The sequence below is a fragment of the Achromobacter deleyi genome (genome assembly GCF_013116765.2).
Taxonomy (GTDB): Bacteria; Pseudomonadota; Gammaproteobacteria; order Burkholderiales; family Burkholderiaceae_B; genus Achromobacter; species Achromobacter deleyi_A.
In genome coordinates, this window is sequence record NZ_CP074375.1 from 1,628,970 (window position 1) to 1,643,492 (window position 14,523).

Genomic DNA, 14,523 nt, shown 5'->3' on the forward strand with positions numbered 1-14,523 from the left:
GGGGGCTCAGTATGAAAAATAGAGACCGGCAAAAATGCCATTGGAGCGATCATCGCCGGCAATGCCGAAGCGATACTGCACATTCAGATCGACGAAGGACTGGGGCGCATGGTACTTGTCCTCGCGGAACCAGTAGCGCATGGTGACACCCGGCCCGATGCCTACCGTCGAGCGGTTGGCCAGCAGGTTGTCGTAGTTCGCATTGAGTGCGGCGTAAGGGGTAACCGTCAGGTTGTTGGCAACGAGATAGGCGCGGCCATACCTGGCTTCGACCGTGCCCAGCACCTGGGGATTCTCGATGAAATAGTCGCCTTCGGCGTAGATTTGCCAGTATTCCCAGTTGGATCTGTCGGCGCGCAATCCGCCGCCTTCGCCTTCGGACCAGGCGGCGCGCAAGAGCCAGTCGCTGCGGCTGTCGGATCCAATGGGCGTGAAGCGCTCCACGGCAAAGACAAAATTCTGGCGCCCGAAAGGCTTCCACCGAGCGCCCAGTACGCCTTGCCACGTGGATTGACCCGTGGCGCCGCCGGTGCCGTCGTACAGGGTTTGATTCACGCGGCCATACAGTTCGAAGGTGCTGCCGTCGCGCAGGCCAAGACCGGGCGGACGCCAGTAGATTTCCTCGGAGGCCTGCAGCGTGCGGCGCCGGCTCAGCGCAGGCGCGAACGACGAATTCACCACGCCGACCGTGCCATAGCCCAGCGCGGCATTCACGCCCCAGGTGCGGTCCAGATCGGAGACCGCCTGCCTGACGTTCAGGCGGGGTTGATCGCCCAATTCGATCTGGCCTGCATCGCTTGCGTCGATCGACTGCGAGAACCAGGCGCTGGCCAGAGCGTTATAGGACAGGCGTTGCGCGGCGTACGCGGCATCCAGCAGGCTCTCGGGCGGAATCTGCGGCTGCGCGGCGATGTGCTGGAATTCTTCGCGGGCTTGCGCCTTCTGCCCGCTCAAGGCCAGCGAATTGACCAGAAGCAGGCGGTAGGAAATGTTCTCGGGATCGGCCTCGACCGCCACGCGCGCCCGCTGCGCCGCGGCTGCGTAGTCTCCCCGCGACTGGGCGTCATAGGCCTGGGTCGCCGCTTCGTAGCCTGGGCCCGTGCCGGTCAGGCTGGAGCCGGCCGGAAGCAGGCTGCACAGCACGTCCTGCCCGTCGGTGGTGCAAAACACCACGGGTGCGGAATGGCGCGCCACTCGGCTGGCGCCCGCCTTGGGCTGTCGCAGCGTATCCGCGGCGATGCGCTTTACCGTTGCCAATTGTTGTTCGGAAAGCCAATCTTGCGCCGCCGCACGGTCCAGGTCCGCGCGGGCGTCATCGGTTCGATTCAGTTTCTGGCGGGCGTAGCCGCGCAATGTCATGGACAAGGCGTCATCGGCATCCTGCGACAGCGCATTGCTGGCCGCGCTTTCGGCCTGGGCGTATTCGCCTGCCGCAAGCAATGAACCGGCCAGCAGGTATTGGTAGCTGTGGACATCGGGGGCCTGCGTGACGGCTAGCCGGGCCAGCTTGGCCGCCTTGTCATACTCACTTTCGCGGTAGGCTTCCCAGGCTGCGGTCGCGGGCACGGGCGCCAGGCGCCGGTACATGCGGTCGCGCAGCGCCTGCAGGGTTTCGTCCTTGGGGCTGCGCAACAGTGCCGCATCCGCTTCGGCCGCCGCCTCCTTGTTTTTTTCCTGGCGCTCCAACGAATACACGAGCAGGCTGCGCAACTCGGGGTTGTTCGGCTGTATTCGCAAGGACTTGCGGGCGGAATCCTCGGCTTCCGCATAGCGGCCTGCCGCGTATTGTTTATAGGCCGCCTCGGCCTGTTTCCAGGCGACACCCTGCGTCGTGGGTACCGCGGCGGACGTGCCTTGCCGAAGCGTGGCGTTCAGGTTCGCACGGGCCGAGGTCAAGCCTGGATCGCGATGGCCTTGCGCGATGGCCTGCTCGGTCACCTGTAGCGCTTCCCGGGTCTTGCCCTGGTTCTGCAAGGAATAAATCCGCAACAACCACAGGCGCGTGACGTCGGGCCGCAAGGCCAGGGCACGCTCGGCCAGGGTTTGCGCCGAACGGTAATCCTGCTTGTTGTAGGCCTTGAAGGCGGCGTCGCCCAGTTGAAACGCCTCTCCTTCCAGGGGAGCCTCGGCGGCAGGGACGGACGTCTGGGCCACGGCGGGATACGCGGACCAGGCGCACGCCAATGCGACAGTCAGTAGAAGCGAGCGGGGGAACGGCGTCATCTTGCGGCGTGTTTTTCTTCGGGAAAAGGCGCTGGTTCGGGCGATTGACCCGCCAGCCCTTGTTGAAAGGAAATCGCTTCATGCAACGTGGCTTCGTCCAGCCAGCCTTGCTGGAGCAGGATTTCCCCCAGCGGCTTGTGTTCGCGCGACTGCAATTCCAGGGCGTAGGCCAGCTTGGTCTCGTCTATGGCCTGCCAGGACAGCAGCAGGTCTCCCAGGCGTTGGCGTTGTTGCGCGAGCTGGTCGGAGGAGGGGAAGTCATGCATGGTCTTGTCCCAGGCCAGCCGGCGTCCGGTCACCAGGTGCCCCAGGTACAGCCGCCAGGCGCGGGCAGCGGCCATGGCATTGATGAAGTTGCCCACTACCATGCGCGGAATCGCCAGGATGGCATGCTCCCAGCCATACATACGGCCCACGAAGTAGCAGCGTTGCGCCACGCGCAGCAGCAAGGCGATGGCGTTCACCCACATCAGGGTCACTAGCCAACCGCCGGGCGGGAACATCGACGGGTAGTAGACGCGCCATACCCCCAGCAGATCCAGGATGTAGAACAGCATGAAGTTGGCCAACAGGACGTAGGCCAGGATCGCGATGAACGACGTCGCCAGACCCTTGCGGTCGCGAAACAGCAGGTACTTGGTGGCAAGCGATCCCGACCAGCCCACCTGCTGCCAGCCTTGCAGGCCGATGCCCAGCGTCCACCGGGCCTTTTGCCGGTAGGCGGTGCGAAACGTGTTGGGAAAGTACTCGCGAACCCCCAGCGGCATCGACAGCGTTGAAATCTTCTCGGGGCCAAAACCGAACCACGAAGTGCGCCGCGCGATGTACTCCACCGGGAATTTGCCGAAGATCTGTTTCATGCCGCGCCGCGCCAGGCGAGTCCCGATGTCGTAGTCTTCTGTCAGCGTATCGGTGTTGAATGGCTGGTTGTTGGTCTCGGCCGCCAACTGCACCAGGGCCTTGCGCGAGAAGCAGGTGCCAACGCCGGCGGAAGGCACCATGCGCGACATGCTTTCACGCACCACCAGGTCCTTGGTATGCCATTCGGCGAACTCGTCCATGTACGTGCCCGCGACCAGTTCGTACCAGTCGCGTTCCAGCGAGGTCACGGGTAGCTGTACAAAGTCGATACGCGGCAGCAGGTAGTTGTAGTACTTCAGTTCCAGCGGGTGCAGCACGTCTTCGCTGTCATGCAGAATGACGCCGGCAAACGGCACGGCTTGCTTCTGGTCCTGCGCAAAGATGGCCTGTACGATCCAATTCAGGCAGTCGGCTTTGCAAGTCGGCCCGTCATGGGGCACCTCCACGCGGATCAATTGGCGATATCGCCGGCGCATGCGCTCCACCTCCTTGATGGTGCGCTCATCGTTCTGGTAGGTGCCGACAAAGATCATGTAGTTCTTGTATTCCAATGTCGACACCATGGTCTCGAGCATGGAGGCGATCACATCGTATTCCAGCCATGCAGGCACCATGATCGCCAGAGGCTGCTCCTCCTTGGCTCGTAATTGCGCCGTCGTCAGAGGCTGGTACTTGCGCTTGACGGTCAGGGACCGATAAGCCTCGCGTACCCAATACCAGAGGTCGATGAACAGATCATCCAGGCTCGACAGCAGGATGATCACGCCCACTACCGCGGTCACGATTTCCAGGCCGCGGTAGTAGTCGGCGATGAGATAAGGCCAATAGAGCGAGGACATGTCGCCTTGGTTTCCTGGCCCTTAGTGGCTCTTGCGGTTCTTGCGGCTGGCGCGCAGCGCAAGAATCAGGATCAGCAGGAAGGCAAGCAATGCGAAGCTGATCGCCGGCACGCCCCACGAGATATAGCGGCGCCATTCAAAGAACGCGCTCTCTCCCGCACCGGGGGGCTGGCTGGCATCCGGGTTCGAGCTGTCTATCCAGGCCACCGGACCGTTGGGGCCGATGATGGCCACGTTGCCCCGGTTCAGGACGAACGGCTGGTCCAGGGTACCGGTCTGCTTGCCCAACGCGTTCCAGAGCATGCCGTGTTGGTCGGACGATCGGGCGACTTCCGCGGTGCTCAGGCGCTGCAGGCCTGTGATATCCAGCCAGGGGGTGTCCTTGCCGTCGATGCGCAGTTGCGTGTTGTCGGTCACAAGCACCTTGGGCTTGAAGCCGTCAAGCGCCACTTCCATGGAAAGGAAAGGCTTGGAAGGCTTGACAGGCTGGCCGGCGGCGGCCACCGTCAGTTCGGCCCGTGTGGGCGACAGGCCGCTTGCCGAAGCAATGCCAATCACCCGCTTGATGTTGTCGGGGGCAGCGGCCAGGTAGCTTTCGGGCACGATCAGTTGCGGCGAGCCAGCCATCAGGGGGAGCAGGCCGACGAACGTGCCATCGGGTTCCGCATCGCCTGGTTTGACATGGCTGGAGGGCAACACATTGACCGGGTAGCCTTGCGGCACCTCATTGCAATCCACCGACACAGGCTGGCGCTGGAAGGAAACGCGCACCGAGTTGTTCACGCCCAGGACATAGCCGGGCACGCGGGCGGTGATGCGCTCGGCGCGGCCATCGGCATCAAGCTGCTTGGCGCCCAGCAGAATCCCGTTCCAGAACACCGAGGCGACTGGCCGGGTGCTCGAGGCTCCCGGCGCCGAAGCCACGTCAATCACCAGCTCGGCGGGCATGCGTCCGTCCACCGAGACCGCGCTAAGGGCGAAATTGGCGGTCCAATCGCCCTTGGCCACCACGTCGAAGCTATCCGACGAGCCGCCCAGCGCCATCAGGCGCACCGCCTGACGGTCTTCCAGATTGGGAGGGGTGGCGGTTTGCACCGTCACTTGGCGCGAGCTCAGGATCCGGCGCCAGTAGGCGTCGAACACGCCAGCCGCTTGCGCACCGGCATCTGGCGCGATGGCAATGACGGGCTGCTTGCCCAGCGACGTCAGGCGGATCTGCCTGGCTTGCAAATCGGAGGCTGCCAAGGGGGCACGTTCCTGGCGCCATGCATTGAATGCTTCCAGCGCGTCGGCATCGGCGGCCAACTGGCTCTTCAGCGCGTCCAGTGCTTCGTTCAGCTTGCCGCGCAGGGCAGGGTCCGCGATGACCACGTCGCCCGCGACCGCCGGGGCATTGAGCACCAGCAGCGCGCCGATCTCGGCGGCGTTCGCGATCTTGTGGTGCTCGTGACCGGCCAAACCGGCGAACGCCGGTAGCGGGGCCAGCCCGCCAGGCACGCTCAGCGCGCGCGTATCGATCTCGTCGCCCACGGACGGGAAGGCTTTCACTATGACGCGCTTGCCACTCCGTTCAAGCGCCACACCGATGCGCCAAGCGCTGTCGAAGGTCTGCTTTTCCAGGCTATTGCTGGCCACCAACAGGGTGGGCGAGCCGGGGAGGGTGCTCCAGGCATCATCCAGATTGCTGACAGACGCGCTGTCGTAACGGTAGGTCAGTCGGCTTTCCGGCAGGATGGTCAGCGCATTAGCGGTGGAGCGGTTGCTTTCGCACTGGCGCAGGCCAACGTTCGAGTGCCAGTCCACGCCCAGGCGCACGAAGCCATTGGAGCGAGCACGCGCCTGCACGGGAATATTGCGGTTCACAAGGCCGCTGCCGTCGGCGATATTCTCGGCGGAGACCGGTTGCCCATCCACCGACAACACCAGGTTGGTGCGGCCGGACTCGCCTTTCAAGTACCTGGCGTCAAACGTGATTGCCGCGTTGTCCAGAACCACACCTTTGGGAACCGGCAGGTAGAAGTCGTGGCGCGAATCGCCATTGTCCAGGACAACAGGCGCCGTAATGCCCAGGTCCGACAAGGCCGTGCTGCGCGACACCCAGGAGTCGGCTTGCTGACGGCGCAAGGCGTCGCTGGCCGGACTGGCAATGGCCACCACGGGAATGAGCAAACCGGCCGCAATCATGGCGCGATTGAGGACGCGCGTGGCGGGTGTGCGAATAGACGATGACATGGAGACTCCGCGGAATTGACGATGTATTAGAAGCGAGGCGCTACGACGGACGCAGCGGGGTCGAACTCGTCGACCTTGCGGCCGCAAAGCGCGGCAACGATGCGCGCACTGGCTCGCCCATCGCCATAGGGATTGATGCGACGGCAGAACGTGTCGTAGTGCTGGGGATCGTCGAGCAAGCGGTCGACTCCCCGCACGATCTGCTCCCGATTCGTGCCGACCAACGCAACCGTGCCGGCTTGCACGGCTTCGGGGCGCTCGGTCACGTCGCGCATGACCAATACGGGCTTTCCGAGGTAGGGCGCCTCTTCCTGCACGCCTCCAGAGTCAGTCAGGATCAGGTGGGCGCGCTGCATGAACCACACGAAATCCAGGTAATCCAGCGGCTCTATCAAATGGAGATTGTTCAATCCCGCCAGCTCGGTCATGACCACCCCGCGCACGTAGGGGTTCAGGTGGACGGGATATACGATCTGCAGGCCATCCCGCCGGGCCAACTCGGCTAGGGCAGCGCAGATGTTCTTGAAGCCGTCACCAAAACTCTCCCGGCGATGGCCGGTCACAAGCAGTAGTTTGCGTTCGGGATCAATCCAGGTGTAGCGCTGCGCGAGGCGTTGCGACAACGCGGCGTCGGTGCGCAGCTTTTCGCAGGTCATCGCCAGGGCATCGATGACCGTATTGCCCGTCACGGAGATCCGGCCCGACAGGTTTTCGCGCAGCAGGTTTTCACGGGATTGGGCCGTGGGGGCAAAAAGCCAGTCGCCGACGGCATCGACGACGCGGCGGTTCATTTCTTCGGGAAAGGGCGTGGCCAGGTCGCCGGTACGCAAACCTGCCTCCACGTGGCCGATGGGAATACGCCGGTGAAACGAGGCCAAGGCGCAGGCCGAGGCCGTGCTGGTGTCCCCGTGAACTAGGACGTAGTCAGGCTTTTCTTCTTCCAGGACATGGTCAACGCGACTGATGAGTCGTGCGTACAGCCCGTTGAGGGTCTGGTTGGGCACCATGATGCCCAGGTCGTAGTCTGCGCGCAGATCAAACAGCGCCATGACTTGATCCAGCATCTCGCGGTGTTGCCCGGTCACGCAAACTACGTTTTGAAGGCCTGCTTCTTTCTGTAGGGCGGTTACCAAGGGAGCCATCTTGATGGCTTCCGGGCGCGTTCCAAAAATTGAAAGTACTTTCATGCGTGCAACTTATACGACAGGTCTACGGGTAAACGTAAAGAGCGGATCTGTACGATTCTCTGATGCAAAGGTAGTCAAACGTGTAACCAGATCCGCTTTTCTGTCGGAATTAAGCTGCTGATTGTCACTAACGTTACGAACCCATGCATTGCATGGGGCGAATCATCCATCATTCGAACGCTAACTGCCCTGTTCTTGACGATTCTTGACCATTGAGGGCTAGGGCGTGTCGCGCTCGGGCGCGGAAATTGTTTCAAATTAAATCAACATTCCGACATAAATAGTAATCTACCTGGGGATTACCCTCGTAAACAACGCCGCTACGCTATGTTAGGGGATGTCATGGAATAGCGGCGCCAAGCCCCCGGCCAGGCTCCATCTTTGTTGTTCATTCGCAACCGGAGACCAGGTTCGCGAAAGGTCCCGCAAGTGGACGGCGGTGATCGTTGGGCCGCCGTTTCTTTCGGGAAATGCGATCGCGAAAGCGCGGCGGCGATCGAATCCAGGATGGCCGGCCGTAAAGACGTAAGGTTTGCCAGGCGCTGGAGGTTGGCGGGAGCAGGGATGGGCGGCCATTCCGGCAGGATTGCGCCGCAGGCAACGCCCCGGCGTAAAGGGACGCGCGCAAGCGCCCACAAACGCCCAGACCCGAGAGCGGGACTTCTGGGCGGTCGCTCTCTATAACGCCGCCAATGAATTGGGGGGTTGTTGAACTCATGCAACCGCGGGAGGCTCGTGCAGCGCCCATCAAAGGTCTCCGCCGTTGTAGTCGGAGCTTGATCTGGCTAGATCATCAGTGCGGACTGTTTCCCTGAGAAGCGTGTACGGATTGTCCTGAATGGCCGAAGGGCAGCTTTCGGAGGAATTGACCCGGACCGTACTTTACATAATACACATTATGCGTATAACGTCGTAAGAAGCACAACAGTGCCTCGACCCATCCCCCGTCTGCCCATAGTCGGTTGACAGAAATGTGGCTCCAAATCTCCACTTTTCTGTCAAAAGCCGACCCTCGACTTGTCCCGCCGGGCAAAAGCCAAATTTGTGTCATACCCTTCGCGGTTTGCTCCACTTTTGTGTCACAGCGCACCGACACTCGGCGGATACGAAGCTCATGCTGTTGGTAGTTGACGGATCTGAATTCCCGATTGAGCACTCAATCACCGGCCACGATCTTGCTCCCTATCCGAGGAGAGCCAGCGCTCAGTTGCCCCTTTGTCACGGGCTAATGCACCATAGCCTCCCGAGAAATCTCTCGAACAAGTTTGGCTGCTGTTGAGCTGTAAGACCCTAGACCGATGGCCCAAAGCTCCAACATCCTGGCAACAGCCTCCCTTCCAGCGGGGGCCAGGCCTTCCTGTGTCTTTTTTTTGGTTACTTCTTTCGCGTTGTCTACAAGCGCTCTCACTAGGCGATCAATCCAAACTGCTTCGCGTTCGTGCGACACTCTGCAGCGTCGAGCTAAGCCGCTGAGCATCACTGGCGTGGGCCACCGACGGCTTCCATTGAGAGTCAACGCCATTCCATCATCGGCATCACCGTCATTACGCTTTGGCGCATAAACCGCCATGCTAAGCATGTCGTAAACAGGCGAAAGAGCTGCTGGACGGCCCTGTCCGTACAACAACCCAAAGTTCTTGAGGTGCGCATCTCCGTTCCGGATGACGCTAGCCAGTAAGTACTGAGCAAAGAACTTTTCTAGGCTGGATGCTGCTGCCGTCGAACCACAAGCCGCGTCAAGCATCCCTACGATTCGTTCGGCTGAACTGGCGTACTTTTCGGTTGCTGGCAAGCCACTGATCGCGCACATATCTACGAAGCCAAGTCGCTCGGCTCTGGAGTCAAAGTCGAACCGCTCGACCATGAAGCGCGAGTAGTCATCCGAGATGATGGTCTGCGGAACTTCGAGTCCCATCGATCGTGCCGCGCACATACCGAAATGTTCAATTGCGCACAGGCCGGGACGATCGCGGTCTGCTAGCTTGACGATCCAATGACGGTCTCGACCGACCTGCGGCGCTGCAGGGCTAGTGACTAAAAGCTTCATAAAACCGCCAGAGACGCCAGGCCACGCCTTTCCCGATCCGAATGCCAGGTCTAGAAGTTCGCCCTCTTCCATTTGAAGCGCCTGGACGACGTTCAACCGCAGTTCATCGTTCGCCCGCGGAGCAAGTGCTTGGGAGTCGGCCGCCCGGACCAGGCCGATCATGTTGCCGCCCACGGCGCGTAGCAATGCAAAATCGCCCGGCTCTCCCCTCCTCTCCATACGCCCCAGCATAGCGCGCCTCATGTGTCCTTCAGGCAATGAAACTTCGAGGAATGGCGGCAGTGCCCCCTTTGTTGAACGCGCGTACTGCAAGGCTATTGGGGACGGTGAAGCAACGATAGGGTGCTCCTCCGCAAGGTACGCGCACTCCTCACTTGTGTACGCCATATGGCCAATTCTTGCCGTCCCGTGGCAGATCTGTAGCGTACTGCTCATTCCTCGTCGTTTCCGACTTGATTACTACTCCGGAAGCACGCCGTGCAGCGTGTGCTCAACCACCCTGCCCGCTCCCTTACCACCGCCGCTGCTCCGCAGCGCTCACAAACCGTTCTCGAGCGTTGCTCGGCCCGGCTAATCAAGGCTCCGACATCTTCTACATCCGCACGCGTCCCGTTAGGCACGCTGATGTAAAGACGAAGGGCGCCAAACTTTTCTGTCGCTTGTAGCACGGAGAATTGGAGACCCGGAGTCAACTTTTGGAGATCCTCCAACTCTAGCAGTGCAGCTTCGAGCAGAGGGAGCCATCCTGCACCACAGGTGACCGATTGCGGACTAAGCCCGAAGCCGGGATGACGCTCGCATAACTGGTCAAGATTCTTATGGTTTTCACCCATGCTCACCACCAGGATCGAAGTTTGCTTCTTGTTGGGGAAAAAAATACCCGACAGCACGCGGCGTCAACGTAGTCCTGGGGCGCGAAGGTCGTGGTGTCCGGAGGTATCGGCTTCACTGCACCTTGGCTAGCGCGGTAGCCATAACGGGTAGGCCGGGGCTTTCCTTCCGGTCGCTGGATGTACAGCTCTACGACTGAGGATATCTTGCCTCCCCAAAGCATACGAACTTGGGTGGGCTTCTCCCCTAGGTCGTCGGTCACTTCATACAACCGAGCCCCGCCTCTGACGATGCCGGCCGGAGCGTCCATACGCAGCACTCCTCTTTTGACCCGACGCAGCAGAAACAGCGCCTGATGTGGGCACATGCACATCCAACGGTTTTGCATACCTTGCCGACGCGAAGGGACGCCGCGAGGGTGCTTCCATGAATCGTCGGTAACAAACATGGCAGGTGTGAACGACCAAAACTGCCATCATAGAGCAAATGGGCCGTAAATGCCGTGGCCCTAATTACCGTGAATCGACACGATCCACGGATGCAAAGAACTTCGGCAAAAACTGACGACGATCACAACCTCGCAGCCATTGGGACGGCGATCCGCGCCCGCAGGAAGCATCTTGAGCTTTCCCAGGAAGGGCTTGCGCTTCGATCAGGAATCGACCGCAGTCACATGGGTCGAATCGAGCGCGGCGAGAGAAACCTCACCCTCTTAAATCTGATTCGTATTTGCGCCGCACTGGACTGCAAGCCAAGCGATCTGATGGCTGCCGCGGATCTATAGGAGCAGGCGATCGCACGGCCATCGGACTTGCAGTCCTATACGGCAGTTTGTTATCTCAGATTCAGTCGACAACCACGTTCACTTGGGACGCCCACTTCTGCATGACACCCCGACCGACTGCGTGATTCGGATCGAACAAAGCCATGTTCATGCCAGTTCCAACCGAGCTCCGGTACACCACTCCGTCCCAGCCCTGCTTTTTTATGAGCTCACACAAATACTGGATTGGCACATAGTCGATCGCCACTCGAGTTGGGATGACAGGTCTGGTCAGCTCCTCTTGACATGCCCCCGTAGGTCGGACTTTGTCCAACGTTCCGGAGGCAGTTCAGAGTGGAATTTTTTCAGATGCTAAGTTGGGTGCGCCCCACAAACTAAAGACTCGTGTGTGCTAGCCAAGCCTTATTGCCAAAGCGGCAAGTGTCACCAAAAGCACCGGGAGCGTCAGCACGATGCCAACCTTGAAGTAGTAACCCCAAGAGATCGTCATTCCCTTACGCTGAAGCACGTGCAGCCAGAGCAATGTAGCCAAGCTGCCAATCGGAGTGACCTTTGGGCCCAAGTCGCTGCCGATCACATTGGCGTAGATCATTGCTTCCTTGACCACACCGCTGGCCTGGCTTGCGTCAATCGACAAGGCTCCCACTAACACGGTCGGCATGTTGTTCATGATTGACGACAAAAATGCCGCCACTAGTCCCGTGCCCATCGTGGCTGTCCAGATCCCCTGCTCCGCAAACTTGCTCAGCAAATCCGCGAGATATTGGGTCAAGCCCGCGTTGCGCAGTCCATATACGACTAGGTACATCCCCAAAGAGAAGACCACGATCTGCCAAGGCGCCTCTCGTATGACCTTGCGCGTGCTAATGATATGGCCGCGCCCGGCAACAAGCAGCAAGATTGCCGCGCCCGCAGCTGCCACAGCGCTGACTGGTACTCCGAGCGGCTCCAGGCCAAAGAACCCCACCAACAGCAGCAAGAGCACGATCCAGCCTGCTCGAAAAGTGCTCGAATCGCGTATGGCCGCAACGGGGGCCTTTAGCTGATCCGCGTCATAGCGTGCAGGAATGCTCTTGCGGAAATAGAGCATCAAGACGATTAGAGTGGCAGCGACCGCAACAAAGTTGACGGGCACCATCACAGCGGCATAGCGGTTGAACCCAATGTCGAAGAAGTCTGCAGAGACAATGTTGACGAGGTTGGACACGATCAGCGGCAGGCTTGCCGTGTCTGCGATGAAGCCTGCGGCCATGACGAACGCCAAGGTAGCCGCCGGACTGAACCCCAACGCCAACAGCATGGCCATCACGATGGGAGTCAGTATCAATGCCGCGCCGTCGTTCGCGAACAGCGCAGCTACTGCGGCTCCCAAAAGGACGATCAGTGCGAACAGCGCACGGCCATGGCCTTTCCCCCAACGTGCGACGTGCAGAGCTGCCCACTCGAAGAAGCCCGCCTCATCCAGCAACAGGCTGATGATGATCACGGCGATGAAGGTTGCCGTGGCGTTCCACACAATATTCCATACGACGGGAATATCGCTCATCTGGACAACACCGGCGAGAAGAGCAAGGCCGGCGCCGAGGCTCGCGCTCCATCCTATTCCCAAGCCGCGGGGCTGCCAGATAACCAGTATTAGGGTGAGAACAAAGATCGCTATTGCAGCTAATAACATTCGGGGAACTCTTTTTTGTTTGTAGAACGAACTGTGCTGGTTGCCCGGCCAGTCAGGAAGATCGCAGATCCGCCGCGGCTTCAGCGTGGTATCCCGTCAACTCGCGGAGACGGTGGATGCCGACTGGCTCGCTTTTCAGCAAGGGAACTACGGCGTACCGTCTGGCATGGCGTTGAGCGACGGTCTTGATTTCGCTGAGCTCATTTCGCGCGCGCTGACGCAGCAATGGCGTACTCGGTCCGGCCGCGGCAATGCTGTTGTTGATTAACCATGCCCAGGGTTCAATGCCGGCGCGCCGGAGATCTTCCTGGAGATTTGCGGCTTCTAGCACTGGTGTCGTCTCTGCGAGCGTGACAAGTAAGACCTTTGTCTGTGCCGGGTCCTGCAACTGCATCATCGGCGTGGTGTAGTGGACATTGCTACCCGACATCTGGCGCGCAATCTCGCGATGATAGGCACCCGTTGCGTCCAAGAGCAGCAATGTATGGCCTGTCGGCGCGGTGTCCATGATGACAAATTTGGTGTTTGCCTCGCGGATGATCCGAGAGAAAGCGCCGAACACCGCTATCTCTTCGGTGCAGGGAGAGCGCAGATCCTCTTCCAACAAGGCCCTGCCCTCCGCATCCAGCTTTGCCCCTTTCGTGGCCAACACATGCTGTCGATATCGTTCGGTTTCAGTGTGTGGGTCGATTCGGCTTACCGTTAGATGGGGCAACGTGCCTTCCAATGTGCGGGCCAAGTGTGCAGCGGGATCTGAGGTGGTGAGATGAACCGGGAAACCGCGTTCCGCGAGTTCGACGGCCACGGCTGCCGCCAAGGTGGTCTTCCCCACTCCACCCTTCCCCATGACCATGACCAAGCCATGCCCATCGGCTGCAATGTCTTCGACGATGGATGCCAGATCGGGGGCCTCAATCGCGGGCGAGACTCCGTTGCCCGCATCAGGCGCGACCACGGTCTTGTCGCTAAGGAGCATTCGCAATGAGTCCAAACCCACGATGTTGAACGCTTTTAGTGTCACCTGGTCCTGAGGCAACGCAGCCAGCCGCGGCGGAATGGCGGCAATAGCAGCCTGTTCGCGCTCGTAAACAGCTGCCGCCAGGGCGTCATGCTCGACGGCTGCGGCGGGCAGGACGCCGTTGATCACCAGGTGCTGCTGCGAAAGCCCTATGTCCGCCAGCTCTTGACTGGTCCGTGCCGCTTCGTCCAGCGTTGCCCGCTGGGCACGCGCGACGAGGACCAATCGGGTGCGGCGTGAATCTGCGAGTGCAGCGACGGCCTCCCGATATTGGGTGCGCTGCTTTTCCAGACCTGCCAAGGGACCAAGGCATGACGCATCGCCTTGGCCCGCTTCCAGAAAGTTGCTCCAAGCTCCAGGCAACTGGAGCAAACGGATGGTATGTCCTGTCGGAGCAGTATCGAAGATCACATGATCAAAATCCAATGTCAGATTCGCATCAGTCAGCAGTGATGTGAACTCATCGAATGCTGCAATTTCTGTTGTGCAGGCGCCGGACAAAGATTCTTCGATTCCCCGCACGACGTCGTCTGGCAATACGCCGCGCACGGGATCAACGATGCGATTGCGGTACTGTTGTGCAGCACCTTGAGGATCGATCTCCAGGGCCGAAAGGTTGCGAACCGCCTCAATAGCCGTGACGCGATTGCCGATTTCTGTATTGAACACTTGGCCGACATTCGAGGCTGGGTCGGTACTAACGAGCAACACTCGCGCGCCCTGCTCCGCTAACGTGACGGCAGTAGCGCAGGCGAGCGAAGTCTTCCCAACCCCGCCTTTGCCCGTGAAAAACATAAACCTGGGTGTTTCGTCCAGGAACTTCATA

At 60.3% G+C, this 14,523-nt stretch carries 9 protein-coding genes; 1 reads left to right on the forward strand and 8 read right to left on the reverse strand.

The genetic code is table 11. The features are described from left to right. Positions 1-6: 6 nt before the first annotated feature. The 5 genes from HLG70_RS07395 to HLG70_RS07415 all read right to left on the reverse strand — a co-directional run bounded on the left by HLG70_RS07395 (position 7) and on the right by HLG70_RS07415 (position 9,824). Complete coding sequence (locus HLG70_RS07395; RefSeq protein WP_213697163.1) at positions 7-2,154, reverse strand: NfrA family protein; 2,148 nt, start codon at positions 2,152-2,154, stop codon at positions 7-9. A 65-nt stretch (positions 2,155-2,219) separates the two neighbouring features. Continuing rightward, entirely contained in the window at positions 2,220-3,923 is a 1,704-nt protein-coding gene (locus HLG70_RS07400; protein ID WP_171662384.1) for a glycosyl transferase family protein, read from the reverse strand. A 21-nt stretch (positions 3,924-3,944) separates the two neighbouring features. Beyond that, on the reverse strand, positions 3,945-6,155 hold the full coding sequence (locus tag HLG70_RS07405; protein ID WP_171662383.1) for a cellulose biosynthesis cyclic di-GMP-binding regulatory protein BcsB: 2,211 nt from the start codon (positions 6,153-6,155) through the stop codon (positions 3,945-3,947). A gap of 26 nt (positions 6,156-6,181) precedes the next feature. Further along, positions 6,182-7,342: a non-hydrolyzing UDP-N-acetylglucosamine 2-epimerase gene (gene wecB, locus HLG70_RS07410; protein WP_171662382.1), complete on the reverse strand. Its 1,161-nt coding sequence runs from the start codon at positions 7,340-7,342 to the stop codon at positions 6,182-6,184. A 1,225-nt stretch (positions 7,343-8,567) separates the two neighbouring features. Beyond that, positions 8,568-9,824, reverse strand: coding sequence for a type II toxin-antitoxin system HipA family toxin (locus tag HLG70_RS07415; protein ID WP_171662381.1), 1,257 nt, complete (start codon positions 9,822-9,824; stop codon positions 8,568-8,570). A 934-nt stretch (positions 9,825-10,758) separates the two neighbouring features. On the opposite strand from HLG70_RS07415, the gene HLG70_RS07420 reads away from it, so the two are divergent. Then, positions 10,759-11,004, forward strand: coding sequence for a helix-turn-helix domain-containing protein (locus tag HLG70_RS07420; protein WP_171662380.1), 246 nt, complete (start codon positions 10,759-10,761; stop codon positions 11,002-11,004). Positions 11,005-11,065: 61 nt separating this feature from the next. Here the strand turns inward: HLG70_RS07420 and HLG70_RS07425 are convergent, their stop codons facing one another. The 3 genes from HLG70_RS07425 to arsA form a co-directional block, all read right to left on the reverse strand. Then, positions 11,066-11,251, reverse strand: a complete 186-nt coding sequence (locus HLG70_RS07425; protein WP_284143638.1) for an RES domain-containing protein — start codon at positions 11,249-11,251, stop codon at positions 11,066-11,068. A 144-nt stretch (positions 11,252-11,395) separates the two neighbouring features. Further along, entirely contained in the window at positions 11,396-12,679 is a 1,284-nt protein-coding gene (locus HLG70_RS07430) for an arsenic transporter (protein ID WP_171662379.1), read from the reverse strand. 52 nt (positions 12,680-12,731) lie between these two features. Beyond that, complete coding sequence (gene arsA, locus HLG70_RS07435) at positions 12,732-14,522, reverse strand: arsenical pump-driving ATPase (protein ID WP_171662378.1); 1,791 nt, start codon at positions 14,520-14,522, stop codon at positions 12,732-12,734. Position 14,523 lies beyond the last annotated feature (1 nt).

What these genes read in the sequence shown, in the direction of transcription:
- HLG70_RS07400 (WP_171662384.1), bottom strand. Translation starts at nt 3,923, where the DNA reads ATGTCCTCGCTCTATTGGCCTTATCTCATCGCCGACTACTACCGCGGC.
- HLG70_RS07405 (WP_171662383.1), bottom strand. Translation starts at nt 6,155, where the DNA reads ATGTCATCGTCTATTCGCACACCCGCCACGCGCGTCCTCAATCGCGCC.
- wecB (WP_171662382.1), bottom strand. Translation starts at nt 7,342, where the DNA reads ATGAAAGTACTTTCAATTTTTGGAACGCGCCCGGAAGCCATCAAGATG.
- HLG70_RS07415 (WP_171662381.1), bottom strand. Translation starts at nt 9,824, where the DNA reads ATGAGCAGTACGCTACAGATCTGCCACGGGACGGCAAGAATTGGCCAT.
- HLG70_RS07420 (WP_171662380.1), top strand. Translation starts at nt 10,759, where the DNA reads ATGCAAAGAACTTCGGCAAAAACTGACGACGATCACAACCTCGCAGCC.
- HLG70_RS07430 (WP_171662379.1), bottom strand. Translation starts at nt 12,679, where the DNA reads ATGTTATTAGCTGCAATAGCGATCTTTGTTCTCACCCTAATACTGGTT.
- arsA (WP_171662378.1), bottom strand. Translation starts at nt 14,522, where the DNA reads ATGAAGTTCCTGGACGAAACACCCAGGTTTATGTTTTTCACGGGCAAA.